Here is a 13,641-nt window from a genome sequence, read left to right as displayed (position 1 = left end):
CTGCCGCGACGTCTGGCGTATGCAAAAGGCGCTTGCGCCGAAGGCGGCAACATTGAAAGGCACCTGCGTCGCGTTACCTTCGCAAATGATGCTGTGGATGAGGCGCACAATTTGCGAGGGAGAATTGTCGCGAAATCCGCGCTCGTTCTTCGTCTGCCGTTCCGTGCGGCCCGGCGGGCCGAAGGTGCCGCCGTATCGTTCTTCAATTTGGGAGTTCGAATTCATGCCGATTGTCCTGACCGCCCTTTTCTTCGCACTGATAGGTCTCGTGCTCGGTGCGGGAGGGACAAGGCTCGTCCTGCTCGGCGGCAGTCCATACTACATCATCACCGGCTTGGCGTTCCTGCTCACCGCATTGCTGCTCTACCGCAAGAGCGCGGCGGCGATCTGGGTCTATACGCTGATGGTCCTCGGCTCGCTTACCTGGGCCGTCTGGGAGGTCGGGCTTGACTGGTGGCAGCTTGGTCCGCGCGGCGGTGTGATCATCCTGCTGGGCCTCTGGCTGCTTACGCCATGGATCCGGCGGCCGCTCGGTTTCATCAGCCCGTCGGGCGAACACTACAGCGCAGCCGCCTGGCCACTTGCGCTCGCCAGCCTCGTCGCGATCGGCGTCGCGCTCTATTCGATGACGCAGGACGTCCATGACATTCGCGGCGACCTGCCGGCTGACGTCGCGGCGGGCAACCCCAACCTCGGCGGCAATGTGCCGGCCGGCGAGTGGCATCACTACGGCCGCACGCTGTTCGGCCAGCGCTATTCGCCGCTCGCCCAGATCCACCGGGAGAACGTCGCGACTCTGAAGGTCGCGTGGCAGTACCAGACAGGAGACGTCAAGCTGCCGGAGGATATCGGCGAAACCACCTATCAGGTGACGCCGCTGAAGGTGAAGGACACGCTCTATCTCTGCACGCCGCATAATTGGGCGATCGCGGTCGATGCTGCGACCGGCCGGCAGAAATGGAAATATGATTCGAACTCGGGTCTGAACCCGGACCGCCAGCACCAGACCTGCCGCGGCGTCACCTATTGGGCCGATCCGGCGGCGGCCGCCGGCAGCGCCTGTGCCGAACGCGTCTATCTGCCGACATCGGACGCCCGCCTGATCGCGCTCGATGCCGCGAACGGCACGGTCTGCACCGGTTTTGCCGACCAGGGCGTTCTGCACCTCGAACAGGGCATGCGCTACAATCCCGCCGGCTATTACTATTCGACATCGCCCCCGGTCGCCGTCGCCGGTAAGCTTATCGTCGGCGGCGCCGTCAACGACAATTACTCGACCCAGGAACAGTCCGGCGTCATCCGCGCCTTCGACATCAAGACCGGGGCGCTTATCTGGAACTGGGACAGCGGCAACCCCGATCAGACGGCGCCGCTGCCGCCCGGCCAGTTCTACACGACCAATTCGCCGAACAGCTGGTCGGTCTCCTCCGTCGACGAGGCTCTCGGGCTGATCTATGTCCCGCTCGGCAATCAGGTTCCCGATCAACTCGGCATGGGGCGGAGCGAGCATGTGGAGAAATACTCCTCCTCGATCGTCGCGCTGGACATCAACACGGGCGCGGTGCGCTGGGTCAGGCAGACGGTGCATCACGACCTCTGGGACATGGACGTGCCGGCGCAACCGGCCCTCCTCGACATCACCAGGGAAGACGGGAGCGTCGTGCCGGCGCTTGTCGGGCCGACCAAGCAGGGCGACATCTATGTGCTCGACCGGCGCAGCGGAGAACCGATCATTCCGGTGGAGGAGGTGCCCGCCCCCGGCGGCGCGATCGCGGAGGATTTCACCGCGCCGACCCAGCCGGTCTCCGGACTCACCTTTATGCCGCCGCCGCTTCAGGAGCGCGACATGTGGGGAATTACCATGTTCGACCAGCTCGCCTGCCGGATCGAGTTCCTCTCGTTGAAATACGAGGGCCGCTACACGCCCCCCTCGCTCGAAGGAACGCTCGTCTATCCGGGCAATTTCGGCACCTTCAACTGGGGCTCGGTCGCCGTCGACCCGGAGCGCCAGGTGATGTTCGGAATGCCAACCTATCTCGCATTCACCTCGCGGCTCGTGCCGCGCGAGGAAATCCCGCCGAAGGGCGAAGGCGAAAAGGGCAGCGAGCAAGGGCTGAACCGCAACGAGGGAGCACCCTACGGCGTCTATATGGGTCCGTTCCTCGGTCCCTTGCGGATTCCCTGCCAGGCGCCGCCCTGGGGCTATGTCGCGGGTGCCGACCTCCGGACCGGCAAGATCGCCTACAAGCACAAGAACGGCACGGTCTACGACATGACGCCGCTGCCGCTTCCCTTCAGGCTCGGCGTGCCGGGCATCGGCGGACCGATCATCACCAAGGGCGGCGTCGCCTTTCTCGGCGCCACGGTCGACAATTTCCTGAGAGCCTATGACGTCACCACCGGCGACCAGCTCTGGGAGGCGCGGCTGCCGGCCGGCGGCCAGGCGACGCCGATGACCTATATGGTCGGCGACAAGCAGTATCTGCTGATGGTCGCAGGCGGGCACGGCTCGGTCGGGACCAAGCCGGGCGACTATGTGATCGCCTATACGCTGCCCTGATGGTCATCGGCGGCCCGCCTGCTGAAGCGCTCAGACCATGCCGGCGACAATTTTGCCGACTTCGGCGAACAACGGATTGAGCTCTGCCGGCTCCACCTTCGCTTCGCCGGTATAGACGGTGATGAGGATCGGGCCGCGCCCCTTGGGCACCGCAAAGCCGATATCGGAGACTGCGCCGGTCGAACTCGTGCCGGTCTTGTCACCGATCTGCCAATCCTTCGGCAGTCCGGCACGAAGCCGCGCGTCGCCGGTCGTGTTGGCGACCATCCATTCGACGAGTTGTCGACGCGAGCTCTCCGCCAGGACCGATCCGAAGGCAAGCTTTCCGATGGTCTCGAGCATCGCGACCGGCGTCGTTGTATCGCGCGGATCGCCGAATTTGGCTTCGTTGAGATCCGGCTCGGTTCGGTCGAGGCGCGTCGTCCCGTCGCCGATCGACCGCAGCCAGGAGGTCAGCCCGGCCGGGCCGCCGAAGCTTTCGAGCATCAGGTTGGCGGCCGCATTATCGCTGATGGTGACCGCGGCGTCGCAGAGTTCGGCGACCGTCATGCCATTGCCGCCGACATGCTTTTCGGCGACCGGCGAATGGGGCAGCAGGACATCCTTGCCGAAGGTGATCCGCCGGTCGAGTTTTTCTTCGCCCCGATCGACGCGCGCGAGCACGCATGCGGCGGCGAGCGCCTTGAAGGTCGAGCACATGGCGAAGCGCTCGGTCTCACGGTGACCGAAGGAGATGTTGGTTTCGGTATCGAGCACGGCCACGCCGAGGCGCCCGCCGGTCCGCTTTTCGAGCTCCGCGAGCAGTTTCGTCACATCGTCACCGGTCGCAGTGGCGGCACGCGCCGCACCGGCAAGCGCCAGTGCCGGATAAAGCATTGCGGTGCCGATCAGCATGTTGCGGCGATTGATGAGCAGGGACATGTCTTTCCTCCTTTTGGCGAGCGAGCAGCCGCTGAGGTTAAATTACTGATCTCGAATATTAATTTCGTCCATGCGACGCTCTGACTCGCTAGGCAGGGAATGTGGCGGCCTTGTGCCCTGAGGGAGCGGTATCTATATAGCTCCAGAGACTATAGCTATGGAGCGCGCCTATGTACTCGATCGGAGACCTCTCCCGGCGGACCGGCGTGAAAATTCCGACGATCCGCTATTACGAGCAAATGGGTCTCATTGCGGCGCCGGAACGTTCGGAGGGCAACCAGCGGCGCTACGAGCGGCGCCAGCTCGAGCGGCTTGCCTTCATCCGTCACGCGCGCGATCTCGGGCTTTCGATCGAAGCGATCCGGGAATTGCTGGCGCTCAGCGAACATCCGGAACGGCCCTGCGGCGAGGCGGACCGCATTGCCAACGAACATCTCGCTTCGGTGCGGGAGAAGATCGCCCGCCTCACTAAGCTCGAGCAGGAACTGGAGCGGATCGTCGCCTGCCACGGCGATCACACGATCGGCGACTGCTATGTCATCCGGGCCCTTGCCGACCATTCGCTGTGCGACAGCGAGCACTGAGGCATGTTTGTACCAAGTATCCCCGTTGACAAATTCGCGGAAATGAACAATCTACGCGCATGATCAAAAACGCACCCATCTGCCGCGCGTATTTTTGGCTGTTCCGATAGGAGCGGCCTGCTGATCATTTTCAACAAGGCCGCCATCAGGCGGCTTTTGTTTTTCACGGCACCTGATGGCGGGAAACCCATAGGAGCCGAGAATGCTGCAGACTGCCACCCCCTCCCTTCATCCTATTCCGTCGGTCCGCGCTCCGATGGTGACGATCCGCTGCGCCAAGTTGCGCGACCTCGCCGAACTGCGTGAGATGATCGCGGAGCTTTCCGCCCATCACGGCGATGCCGCCCCGCTTACCTCGGAGCAGCTCGAACGCGACCTCTTCGGCCGCACCCCCTGGATCACCGCCCTTGTCGCCGAGGCCGGCGGCCAGCTGATCGGCTACGCAATTCTCGTTCCCCAATACCGGGCAGCCGAAGGCGCGCGTGGCATGGAGCTGCATCACCTCTTCGTGCGCCCCGGCCATCGCGGCACAGGCATCGGCCGCCATCTCGTCGCCAAGGCGCGGGAACAGGCGAAGATGGCCGGCTGCGATTACCTTGCCGTCAGCGCTGCAACCGGCAATTTCCAGGCGCATCGTTTCTACGAGTCGGAGCGCTTCGTGCCGCGGCCGGTGACCGGCATGCGCTATATGCAGAAGCTAGGCTGAGCGAAGGAGGCGATAGCCTATGACGGGGGCAGCGCCTTCAGGTAGGCGGCAATCGCCTCGCGCTCGGAGGCCGGAAGCTTTGCCATGTTCTTCTGCACCTCGACCATAGAACCGCCGACTGAATCGAATTCGGGCGTGAAACCCGTCTCCAGATAGGAGGCGATGTCCGATGCGCTCCAGCTGCCGATGCTCCTGGAGCCCGGGGTGATGTCGGGAATCCGACCCTCGCCTTCCGGGTTCGGGGCGCCGGCTAGCCAGCGGCCCGCTTCGAAGCCGCCGAGTGCGTCGCGCGGCGTGTGACACTCGCCGCAATGGCCCGGGCCTTCCACGAGATACTGTCCGCGGGCGAGCTTCGGGTCGGCGCTGTCGACCTGAACCCGCGGCTCGTCAGTGAGATACATCAATTTCCAACCGCCGAGCGCCAGACGGACATTATAGGGAAAAGACAGATCATGCGGCGGCACCACATTGGCGCTCTTCGGCAAGGTCCGCATATAGCCATAAAGGTCGTTGATGTCCTTGGCGGTCATCCGCGCATAGGAACCGAAGGGAAAGGACGGGTAGAGATGCTCGCCATTCCTCCCCACCCCGCGCGTCATGGCGTTGCCGAACTCGGCGAGCGTCCAGCCCCCGATGCCGGCTGTCTCGTCCGGCGAGATATTCGGGGGAAAGAAGGTGCCGAAGGGGCTCTTCAGCGGCCGGCCCCCCGACAGCACCAGTCGGGCATCATCCTCGGCACGGGGTGCTGCATGGCAGCTGGTGCAGCCGCCCGCCCAGAAGACCCGCTCGCCATTGGCGAGATCCGGCTCGCCCAGGCCCTCCCAATGGGCGGCATCCCAGGGGGCGGGCTTCGTCAGCCACCAGAAGGCGCCGGCGCCGACCGCTGCAAGTAGAACCAGACCGGACAAAAGCCGCCCCGCGCGCGCCCTCATCATCTCTCCTTCGTCTTCAACACAGAAATAAATGCGCCGGTAGACCGGCGCATTGAACTGACCAAGTAGTGGCGTCCGCTACTCTTTCTTCAGACGATAGCTCTCATGACAGCTGGCGCAATCCTTGCCGAGGACGCCGAGTGCGGCGCCGACGCCGGCCTGGTCGGCGGGCAGCTCGGCAAGAATCTTCTCGGCATCGCCACCGAGCTTGGCGGCCTTCGCCTTGAAGTCATCCATGTTCTGCCAGATCTTCGGGCTCGCCTCCGTTTCCATACCGGTCTCGGAGCCGGCCGGGAAATGATTCGGGAAGACTTTCACCGTCTCGCTGATCGTCGACAGCGACGCTTTGACGATTTCGGCATCATAAGGCTTTTCGCCCTTGGCGATCCCGCTCAGCGCGCCGGCAGCCTGGCCCACCTTCTTCATCAGTTGCTGGCGGACCGCCTGAGGTTCACCGGCGGCGGTGACGGCGGTCACACCCAAGCCTGCGAGGACGGCTGCAAGCATAAGAGCTCGTATCTTCATCATGTTCTCCGGTCGTTCGAACCCGCTCGCGCGGCTTCCTGTTGAAGGCGCCGGCATGATGGCATCTTGGCTTTTCGACGGAAGTAACATTTTCTTGATGTGCTTGTCATTTCAGCACAATTCGCCGCGCTATACCTGAAGGCGCGGCAGAACTTGTGCGAACAATAACATGAATTCCTTGTTCATGTTTAATACTTGAAGGGAGCACAGCAAATCACCGGGCGGCGCTCCAACCCTGCCATACGGTGAAGACGGCGATTGCGACAAGCAGCAGGCCGGCACCGCGGCCGATGGCAACTGTCGCTACCGGACTGCCGACCAGCAGGTCGCGGCCGCGGCCGGCGGCGAGCGCCAGCCCGCCATAGACGGCAAGCTGCGTCACGGCGATCATCAGCGCCATGACCGCGGCCTGCGACCAGACTGGACCGAATTGCGGCTTCAGGAACTGCGGATAGACGGCGAGCATGAAGAGATAGGCCTTGGGATTCATCAGGCTCGTCAGTGCCCCCTGCCGGAAGCTTGCCCAGCGCGACAGCCGCCTGCCCTCCTCGACACCGCCGATGGTGATCGAACTGCGCAACAGCGCGACGCCGATCCAGGCGATATAGGCGGCGCCGGCGACAAGGAGCACATTGAAGAGCTCCGGCACGAGATGCAGCACGACGCTGACGCCGAGCGCGGCATAGAGCGTATGCAGCACGCCGCCCGCCATGATGCCCGCCGTCGCGGCCAGCCCGGACGTCCGGCCGCCGGTTATCGCATTGGCCAGCACGAAGACCATGTCCATGCCCGGGACGATGATGATGCCGAACAGAAGGGTGAAGAAAAGCCAGAGATTTTCAGCGTAGGTCATGTCAGTTGCTCATTGTCGTTGTATGGGAGTTCAGGTCCGAATTGCCGATTTATCAATCCGTTGACGCTTGCTATAGCGCCGCGCAACTGACAAGGTTCTGTCAGGAGCGTTCGGACTTCCGGAGTTTTCGCCATGCGCAAGGCGGCGCGTCTTTTCGAGATCATCCAGATATTGCGGCTTGCCCGTAAGCCGATCACGGCCGCCGAGATTGCCGAGAAACTCGAGGTCACGCCGCGCTCGATCTATCGCGATATCGTCGCCTTGCAGGCGATGCGCGTGCCGGTCGAAGGGGAGCGCGGTCTCGGCTATATCTTGAGGCCCGGCTTCGATCTGCCGCCGCTGATGTTTTCGATCGAGGAGACGGAAGCGATCGTCCTGGCGCTGGCGCTGCTGGCGCGTACCGGCGACGAGGAATTGAAGACCGCAGCCCAGCGCGTCAACCGCAAGATCACCGGCGCCGTGCCCCAACCGCTGCGCCAGGCGTTCCACTCGCAAGCGCTGCATGCCTGGGGCACGATCGCCGCCCCGCCGCCTGCGGTCGACCTCGCCATGATCCGCCGCGCGATCCGCGACGAGCAAAAACTCGCGCTCGACTACCGCGACGAACTCGGGCGGACAACGGAACGCACGGTGCGGCCGCTGGCGCTGATCTACTATTCGGAGCATGCGATGATGGTCGCCTGGTGCGAATTGCGCCAGGACATCCGCAACTTCCGCGCCGACCGGGTGGAGCATTGCGAGCCGATCGGCGCCTTCTTCCGCGGTGAAGGCGAGAAGCTTCGGCAAGCGTGGATCGCCGGCTGGAAGATAAATGCCGTTCGATCTTTCGCTTCTTCGGGCACAGTGTAAATGATCGCGAAGCAAATATCAGTCTCGCCGGCGGACCGACAACGAAAAGGCCCGACGCAAGCGCCGGGCCTAATTTCGTGCATAAGAACCAAATGGTTACTTCGCCGCTGCCTCGTACATTTCGAGGACGTAATCCCAGTTGATGAGGTTGTCGACGAAAGCCTCGAGGTATTTCGGACGGGCATTGCGGTAATCGATGTAATAGGAATGCTCCCAGACGTCGACGCCGAGGATTGGCGAGGCGCCGTGCACGAGCGGGTTTTCGCCGTTCGGGGTCTTGGAGATTTCGAGCTTGCCGTTCTTGACCGAGAGCCAGGCCCAACCGGAACCGAATTGGGCGGTGCCGGCGGCGATGAAGTCGGCGCGGAACTTGTCGTAGCCGCCGAGATCGGACTTGATGGCCGCGTCGAGCTTGCCCGGCAGGCTGGTGCCGCCGCCGCCCTTCTTCATCCACTTCCAGAAGTGGACGTGGTTGTAGTGCTGGCCGGCATTGTTGAACAGCGGCTGATTGGTGCCGTAGGACTTCTTGACGATTTCCTCCACCGAAAGGTTCGACAGACCGGCTTCCTCGGCGAGCTTGTTGCCGTTCGTCACATAGGCGAGGTGATGCTTGTCGTGGTGGTATTCGAGCGTCTCGCGCGACATGTAGGGCGCGAGCGCATCGTAGTCATAGGGAAGGTTCGGCAATTCGAAAGCCATTGTGGCATCTCCTCTTGGCATTAGATTTCGTGACGGAAATCAGTGAGCGGGAACATAGGCACCGCCTTGGCGGGAGGCAACCGATGCGGTGCCAAAAATTCCCTGAGCCGCGCAAAATACTTTCATTCGGCGCTGGGTGCGCGTTTGACGCGAATGTCGACGCTGAGGATTCCTGTCCTACCTTACGGAGACGAGCCAACTGACTTCGCCATCGGCACAGGAGGAAAGAATGGAGTTCCATCAGGGCCGTCTCATTGACCACGTACATCTGCGCGTCGAGGATCTCGCCGTCAGCAAGCGCTTCTATCAGGCAGTGCTTGGCGCCCTCGGCCATCGACCAACCCACGAGACCGACGCGTTTTTCGCCTTCGACGAGTTCTTCGTCGACCAGGCGGACGACTATCGTACCCGCGTCCATATCGCCTTCCAGGCCTCCGGGCCGGACGCGGTGCAGCGCTTTTACGATGTCGGTCTCGCCAATGGCGGCACGGACAATGGCGCACCCGGCGAGCGTCCCTATCACCCGGGCTACTTCGCCGCCTTTCTGCTGGATCCCGACGGCAACAATATCGAGGCGGTTCATCATGGGCCGACGACGCGATCGGCCGCCGATGTCGTCGTCCGGCCGGTCGAGACTTGAGGTCGGAGTGCGGTTCATAGTCGGGAGACCGTTCGATCCGGCTAGCGCCGGGCATCGCTGCGGCCTCCCGATCAGATAGGCGGCCGACCTATCCCTCCTTCAGCTCCATGAAGCGGATGCGGTTGTTGAACGGGTCGATGACTGTCACCTCGAGCCGCGTTCCTTCATCCTCGAGACCCGGCCGCATGTAGCGGTAGTTCTTGGCGATGAGTTCCTTGTGGAACGCGCGGATGCCCGTCATGTAGACGCACATGTTGCCGCCGGGCGTCGCGTCTCCCGCATGCTCGGATAGATGCAGCTTCAGTCCGCCTCGCGAGATCTGCGTGTAAAGCGGGAAATCGTCGCCATAGCGGTGTTCCCAGTCGACCGTGAAGCCCAGGAACCCAAGATAGAATTCGTGGGCCTTTGCCACGTCGAAGATCCGAACGATCGGCACGGCCTGCTCGAACGCGATCTCGGCGCTCTCTCGAGCGGCTGCCGCGGCTTCGAGTTTCGCCGACAGGATGTTCCAGGTGGCAAGCCCGAACTGGCGGGCGACGATCTCAAGCGCCTCGCTGTGGGCGATCGTCATTTGATGGTCGGCAAGGGCCTCACGCAGGGCCTTCGCCATGGCCTTGGCATCGCGATAGTCGCGCATTTCCGTTCCTCGTCACGGCGAAGCCTTCGTCAGCGCCCGCATTACCAACGTCTTCGCCCGACTGTCGAACGGGTGAGCAAGGATCAGTGGAGGCGTTCGCCATGCCCTTGTCGGACGCGGGCTGCCGGCCGCCTCCGGCCGAGCATCAACCTATCCGGTTCACACCGCCTTTGTCAGTCGGAATATCCCGTCTTGAACCCTCCTAGACGTCGCCGCTCGAATGCGCCCAGTCCATGTAGAGATCGCGCGCCTTGGCGGTGATCGGACCGGCCTGCAGATCGCGGTCGTCAAGGCGGGTCACCGGCAGCACCTTCGAATAGTTGCCGGTGGTGAAAATCTCGTCGGCAGCCTCGAAATCGGTCATCGTCAGCGTCGTTTCGATCACCTCGAAGCCAGCTTCGCGCAACAGGCTCATGACGCGCGAGCGGGTGATGCCGGCGAGGAAGGTGCGGTTGGCGGCCGGGGTGAAGACGACGCCGTCCCGGACCATGAAGATATTGGAAGAGCCGGTCTCGGCGATGTTGCCGAGCATGTCGCGCACCAGCGCATTGTCGAAACCGCGCGAGCGCGCTTCCTGGAGGATGCGGGCGTTGTTGGGATAGAGACAGCCGGCCTTGGCGTCCGTCGGCATGCATTCGAGCGTCGGGCGGCGGAAGGGCGAGAGCGTCAGCGCCGAACCGGCATGGGCGTTGCCCATCGGCGCCTCGAACAGGCACAGCGCAAAGCGGGTCGATTCCGGATCGACCGCCACGACGCTCCAGGACCCATGCTCGCCCCAATACATCGGCTTCACGTAGATAGCCGTCTTGCCGTCGAATTTCTTCACGCCCTCGAAGGTCAAAGCCTCGATCTCCTCGGCGGCCATGGTGGGCTTCAGGCCGAGCGCCTCCGCGGAACGATTGACGCGCTGGCAATGGAGGTCGAGGTCCGGGGCGATGCCGTCGAACCAGCGGGCGCCGTCGAACACCGTCGAGCCAAGCCACATCGCGTGCGACGTCGGGCCGATCAGCGGCGGGTTGCCGGAAAGCCATTCGCCGTCGACATAGGTCCAGGTCGTGGATCGGGGGGATGTATCGACGGCCATCGGACTCTCCTCTCGTCTCGCTGTGCGCTCCTCCTGCTCTAGCCGGAAAAAGCAGCATCAGGGTGAATGGGTACATCAAAAAATGTCATGGCGTCCATTCTGGAGCCTCCCCGAACTGCGTGCCAGAATGGCGAAAATAGAAAATGGAGACCGATCGCCGATGAAAGCGATGTATTACGATGCCTTCGAGAAGACGCCGGAAATCCGGACGCTGCCCGATCCGACGCCCAGCGAATACGGCGTCGTCGTCGAGGTCGAGGCGACCGGGCTCTGCCGCAGCGACTGGCACGGCTGGATGGGGCACGACCCGGACATCCGCCTGCCGCATGTGCCCGGCCACGAACTGGCCGGAACGATCGCCGCCGCCGGGCGCGGCGTCCTCAACTACAAGATCGGCGACCGGGTGACCGTGCCCTTCGTTTCCGGCTGCGGCCGCTGCGGCGAATGCCGCTCCGGCAACCAGCAGGTCTGCGAGGCGCAGTTCCAGCCGGGCTTCACCCATTGGGGTTCCTTCGCCGAATATGTCGCACTCGACTTCGCCGACCAGAACCTCGTGCACCTGCCGGAGAGCATGGATTTTGCGACCGCCGCCAGCCTCGGCTGCCGCTTCGCCACATCCTTCCGGGCGATCGCCGACCAGGCCCGCGTCCGAGGCGGTGAATGGGTGGCGGTGCACGGCTGCGGCGGCGTCGGTCTTTCGGCGATCATGATCGCCGCGGCGCTCGGCGCCAATCCCATCGCCATCGACATTTCCGAGGAGAAGCTCGCATTCGCGCGGACGCTCGGCGCCGTCGCCGCGATCAATGCGCGGGGGACGGAGAATGTCGCCGACGCGGTCAAGGAGATCACCGGAGGCGGCGCGCATGTCTCGATCGACGCGCTCGGCTCGCCCGTCACCTGCTTCAACTCGATCAGGAACCTCCGCCGCCGCGGCCGCCATGTCCAGGTCGGGCTGATGCTGGCGGAACAGGCAACACCGCAGATCCCGATGGCGCAGGTGATCGGCCACGAGCTCGAAATCTACGGCAGCCACGGCATGCAGGCCTGGCGCTACGACGCAATGCTGTCGATGATCACCAGCGGCAAGCTCGTTCCGAAGCGGCTGATCGGCCGCGAGATATCGCTGGAGGAGGCGGTGCCGGCGCTTACGACGATGGACCGGGCGACGGACCTCGGCATCAGCGTGATCACGGGGTTCTGATCGGGGATTCCGATCGTTGCGGCGCGCTGTTATTCTCAGCCTAGCAAGACGAATCAGGGAGGTGTCGTCATGGCGCTTGCGGCTCGGGCCACGGAAGACGAACTCTATCGGCCGGTTCTTAACACGAACCCGGCCCATCCGAGCGGCTGGCCGGTGCGGGTGATCGTGAGCTCGCAGACGGAGGCGCGGCACAACCGCCAGCACTGGGCGCCGACGCATCTCGTCTCGATCCGGGCGCCCGCAACCCGTCTGCTTTCGATGATCGACCTGCCGCCGGAGCGGCATCTGGAGCTCTATTTCGGCGATACGACCGACCCGGATGCGCCGGATGCGGCGCGCGCCGAGGCGATCCAGGCGACCTTCGCCTTCATCGACGGGCTGCCAAAGGACGCGCATCTGCTGGTCCACTGTCTGAGGGGCATCGGCCGCTCGACGGCGCTGACGCTCGGCATATTGGCGCGCTACATGGAACCAGAAAGGGCGGCGGCAGCCCTGCACGCGCTTCGCCCCGAGGCCAAGCCGAACCGTCATGTGGTCGGCCTCTGCGACGCGACGCTGGGGCTCAAGGGGAAGCTTGCCAAGCAGGCACTGCGGTTTCCTGCAAAGCTCTGGAAAGGCTGAACAATCACGGCGAGGATGAGACGCATTGTGCGGCGCACAAAAATTTGACATGATCCCCTAAAAACAAATGGAGAAGCGGCGCGTTCTTCGTCGCAAGAAGCCTTCGCTGCGGGCACCGATCGGAAAGCGCCGCAGACGAGGTAAAGACGGGAGAGTTCGATGTCTCATGCGGCCTATGTCTTCGATGCCTATGGCACTCTTTTCGATGTCCATGCGGCCGTGCGCCGGCATGCCGAGGCGATCGGTCCGGACGGCCAGGCCTTCTCCGAACTCTGGCGCGCCAAGCAGCTCGAATATTCCTGGGTGCGCTCGCTGATGGGCGCCTATGTCGATTTCTGGCAACTGACCGAGCAATCGCTGGACTACGCCTTTGCCCGCTTTCCCTCCGCCGATCCCAAGCTCAGGAAGCAGTTGCTCGACGCCTATTGGGCGCTCGATTGCTACCCCGAGGTTCCGGCCGTGCTCAAGGGGCTGAAGGAGCGCGGCGCCCGTATCGCCATTCTCTCGAACGGCTCGCCGGCGATGCTTGCATCGGCCGTCAAGAATGCCGCGCTCGACATCATCATCGATGACGTCTTCTCGGTCGATGCGGTCAAGGCCTTCAAGACGGCACCAGCCGTCTACGACCTGGTGACGACGCAATACCGGCTCTATCCGCATGCGGTTTCGTTCCAGTCGTCCAACCGCTTCGACATTGCCGGCGCCACCAAGTTCGGCTTCCGCACGGTGTGGATCAACCGCGCCGACATGCCGGACGAATACCAGGACTATGGCCCGGCACTCATTCTCCCTTCGCTGGAAAGCCTGCAAGTCGGCATATGAAGGAGCG

Annotated in this window: 15 protein-coding genes; 8 read left to right on the top strand and 7 right to left on the bottom strand. The window is 63.5% G+C overall.

Features of this window, described 5'->3' with window-relative positions:
- The first annotated feature begins 223 nt into the window (after nucleotides 1–223).
- Complete coding sequence (locus NXT3_RS05105; RefSeq protein WP_097526378.1) at nucleotides 224–2,560, top strand: glucose/quinate/shikimate family membrane-bound PQQ-dependent dehydrogenase; 2,337 nt, start codon at nucleotides 224–226, stop codon at nucleotides 2,558–2,560.
- 30 nt (nucleotides 2,561–2,590) lie between these two features.
- On the opposite strand, the gene bla is transcribed toward NXT3_RS05105, so the two are convergent.
- Nucleotides 2,591–3,481: a class A beta-lactamase gene (gene bla, locus NXT3_RS05100; RefSeq protein WP_097526252.1), complete on the bottom strand. Its 891-nt coding sequence runs from the start codon at nucleotides 3,479–3,481 to the stop codon at nucleotides 2,591–2,593.
- A 170-nt stretch (nucleotides 3,482–3,651) separates the two neighbouring features.
- On the opposite strand from bla, the gene NXT3_RS05095 reads away from it, so the two are divergent.
- Both NXT3_RS05095 and NXT3_RS05090 read left to right on the top strand, forming a co-directional pair.
- The gene (locus NXT3_RS05095) at nucleotides 3,652–4,065 is read left to right on the top strand and encodes a MerR family transcriptional regulator (RefSeq protein WP_097526253.1); all 414 of its coding nucleotides are present in this window, start codon (nucleotides 3,652–3,654) and stop codon (nucleotides 4,063–4,065) included.
- A gap of 202 nt (nucleotides 4,066–4,267) precedes the next feature.
- On the top strand, nucleotides 4,268–4,771 hold the full coding sequence (locus NXT3_RS05090; RefSeq protein WP_037379478.1) for a GNAT family N-acetyltransferase: 504 nt from the start codon (nucleotides 4,268–4,270) through the stop codon (nucleotides 4,769–4,771).
- Nucleotides 4,772–4,788: 17 nt separating this feature from the next.
- On the opposite strand, the gene NXT3_RS05085 is transcribed toward NXT3_RS05090, so the two are convergent.
- The 3 genes from NXT3_RS05085 to NXT3_RS05075 form a co-directional block, all read right to left on the bottom strand.
- A complete protein-coding gene (locus NXT3_RS05085) occupies nucleotides 4,789–5,703 on the bottom strand; it encodes a cytochrome c (RefSeq protein WP_104839937.1) in 915 nt (304 codons plus the stop codon).
- Between the two features lie 78 nt (nucleotides 5,704–5,781).
- Entirely contained in the window at nucleotides 5,782–6,228 is a 447-nt protein-coding gene (locus tag NXT3_RS05080; RefSeq protein ID WP_037379476.1) for a c-type cytochrome, read from the bottom strand.
- Between the two features lie 214 nt (nucleotides 6,229–6,442).
- A complete protein-coding gene (locus NXT3_RS05075; RefSeq protein ID WP_097539319.1) occupies nucleotides 6,443–7,081 on the bottom strand; it encodes a LysE family translocator in 639 nt (212 codons plus the stop codon).
- Nucleotides 7,082–7,213: 132 nt separating this feature from the next.
- On the opposite strand from NXT3_RS05075, the gene NXT3_RS05070 reads away from it, so the two are divergent.
- A complete protein-coding gene (locus tag NXT3_RS05070; RefSeq protein WP_104838885.1) occupies nucleotides 7,214–7,930 on the top strand; it encodes a helix-turn-helix transcriptional regulator in 717 nt (238 codons plus the stop codon).
- Nucleotides 7,931–8,026: 96 nt separating this feature from the next.
- Here the strand turns inward: NXT3_RS05070 and NXT3_RS05065 are convergent, their stop codons facing one another.
- Complete coding sequence (locus NXT3_RS05065; RefSeq protein WP_037413517.1) at nucleotides 8,027–8,629, bottom strand: superoxide dismutase; 603 nt, start codon at nucleotides 8,627–8,629, stop codon at nucleotides 8,027–8,029.
- Nucleotides 8,630–8,858: 229 nt separating this feature from the next.
- On the opposite strand from NXT3_RS05065, the gene NXT3_RS05060 reads away from it, so the two are divergent.
- Nucleotides 8,859–9,269, top strand: coding sequence for a VOC family protein (locus tag NXT3_RS05060; protein ID WP_037413516.1), 411 nt, complete (start codon nucleotides 8,859–8,861; stop codon nucleotides 9,267–9,269).
- 88 nt (nucleotides 9,270–9,357) lie between these two features.
- On the opposite strand, the gene NXT3_RS05055 is transcribed toward NXT3_RS05060, so the two are convergent.
- Together NXT3_RS05055 and NXT3_RS05050 are read right to left on the bottom strand one after the other, a co-directional pair.
- On the bottom strand, nucleotides 9,358–9,906 hold the full coding sequence (locus tag NXT3_RS05055) for a glyoxalase superfamily protein (RefSeq protein ID WP_097526257.1): 549 nt from the start codon (nucleotides 9,904–9,906) through the stop codon (nucleotides 9,358–9,360).
- Nucleotides 9,907–10,108: 202 nt separating this feature from the next.
- Nucleotides 10,109–10,990: a branched-chain amino acid aminotransferase gene (locus NXT3_RS05050; protein WP_097526258.1), complete on the bottom strand. Its 882-nt coding sequence runs from the start codon at nucleotides 10,988–10,990 to the stop codon at nucleotides 10,109–10,111.
- Nucleotides 10,991–11,150: 160 nt separating this feature from the next.
- Here NXT3_RS05050 and NXT3_RS05045 point away from each other — a divergent pair, with 160 nt between their 5' ends.
- From NXT3_RS05045 to NXT3_RS05035, 3 genes are all read left to right on the top strand, one after another.
- A complete protein-coding gene (locus tag NXT3_RS05045; protein WP_104838884.1) occupies nucleotides 11,151–12,191 on the top strand; it encodes a zinc-dependent alcohol dehydrogenase family protein in 1,041 nt (346 codons plus the stop codon).
- 69 nt (nucleotides 12,192–12,260) lie between these two features.
- Nucleotides 12,261–12,812, top strand: coding sequence for a phosphatase (locus NXT3_RS05040; RefSeq protein WP_097526260.1), 552 nt, complete (start codon nucleotides 12,261–12,263; stop codon nucleotides 12,810–12,812).
- A gap of 159 nt (nucleotides 12,813–12,971) precedes the next feature.
- Nucleotides 12,972–13,634, top strand: a complete 663-nt coding sequence (locus NXT3_RS05035; RefSeq protein ID WP_037379455.1) for a haloacid dehalogenase type II — start codon at nucleotides 12,972–12,974, stop codon at nucleotides 13,632–13,634.
- Nucleotides 13,635–13,641 lie beyond the last annotated feature (7 nt).

Origin of the sequence: Sinorhizobium fredii, from assembly GCF_002944405.1 — a bacterium.
GTDB classification, from domain to species: Bacteria; Pseudomonadota; Alphaproteobacteria; order Rhizobiales; family Rhizobiaceae; genus Sinorhizobium; species Sinorhizobium fredii_C.
The sequence above is the reverse complement of the archived record's forward strand: the minus strand, read 5'-3'. Positions and strand labels throughout refer to the sequence as shown.

Coding starts and splice junctions, on each gene's coding strand:
- NXT3_RS05105 (WP_097526378.1), top strand. CDS start 224: ATGCCGATTGTCCTGACCGCCCTTTTCTTCGCACTGATAGGTCTCGTG.
- bla (WP_097526252.1), bottom strand. CDS start 3,481: ATGTCCCTGCTCATCAATCGCCGCAACATGCTGATCGGCACCGCAATG.
- NXT3_RS05095 (WP_097526253.1), top strand. CDS start 3,652: ATGTACTCGATCGGAGACCTCTCCCGGCGGACCGGCGTGAAAATTCCG.
- NXT3_RS05090 (WP_037379478.1), top strand. CDS start 4,268: ATGCTGCAGACTGCCACCCCCTCCCTTCATCCTATTCCGTCGGTCCGC.
- NXT3_RS05085 (WP_104839937.1), bottom strand. CDS start 5,703: ATGAGGGCGCGCGCGGGGCGGCTTTTGTCCGGTCTGGTTCTACTTGCA.
- NXT3_RS05080 (WP_037379476.1), bottom strand. CDS start 6,228: ATGAAGATACGAGCTCTTATGCTTGCAGCCGTCCTCGCAGGCTTGGGT.
- NXT3_RS05075 (WP_097539319.1), bottom strand. CDS start 7,081: ATGACCTACGCTGAAAATCTCTGGCTTTTCTTCACCCTTCTGTTCGGC.
- NXT3_RS05070 (WP_104838885.1), top strand. CDS start 7,214: ATGCGCAAGGCGGCGCGTCTTTTCGAGATCATCCAGATATTGCGGCTT.
- NXT3_RS05065 (WP_037413517.1), bottom strand. CDS start 8,629: ATGGCTTTCGAATTGCCGAACCTTCCCTATGACTACGATGCGCTCGCG.
- NXT3_RS05060 (WP_037413516.1), top strand. CDS start 8,859: ATGGAGTTCCATCAGGGCCGTCTCATTGACCACGTACATCTGCGCGTC.
- NXT3_RS05055 (WP_097526257.1), bottom strand. CDS start 9,906: ATGCGCGACTATCGCGATGCCAAGGCCATGGCGAAGGCCCTGCGTGAG.
- NXT3_RS05050 (WP_097526258.1), bottom strand. CDS start 10,990: ATGGCCGTCGATACATCCCCCCGATCCACGACCTGGACCTATGTCGAC.
- NXT3_RS05045 (WP_104838884.1), top strand. CDS start 11,151: ATGAAAGCGATGTATTACGATGCCTTCGAGAAGACGCCGGAAATCCGG.
- NXT3_RS05040 (WP_097526260.1), top strand. CDS start 12,261: ATGGCGCTTGCGGCTCGGGCCACGGAAGACGAACTCTATCGGCCGGTT.
- NXT3_RS05035 (WP_037379455.1), top strand. CDS start 12,972: ATGTCTCATGCGGCCTATGTCTTCGATGCCTATGGCACTCTTTTCGAT.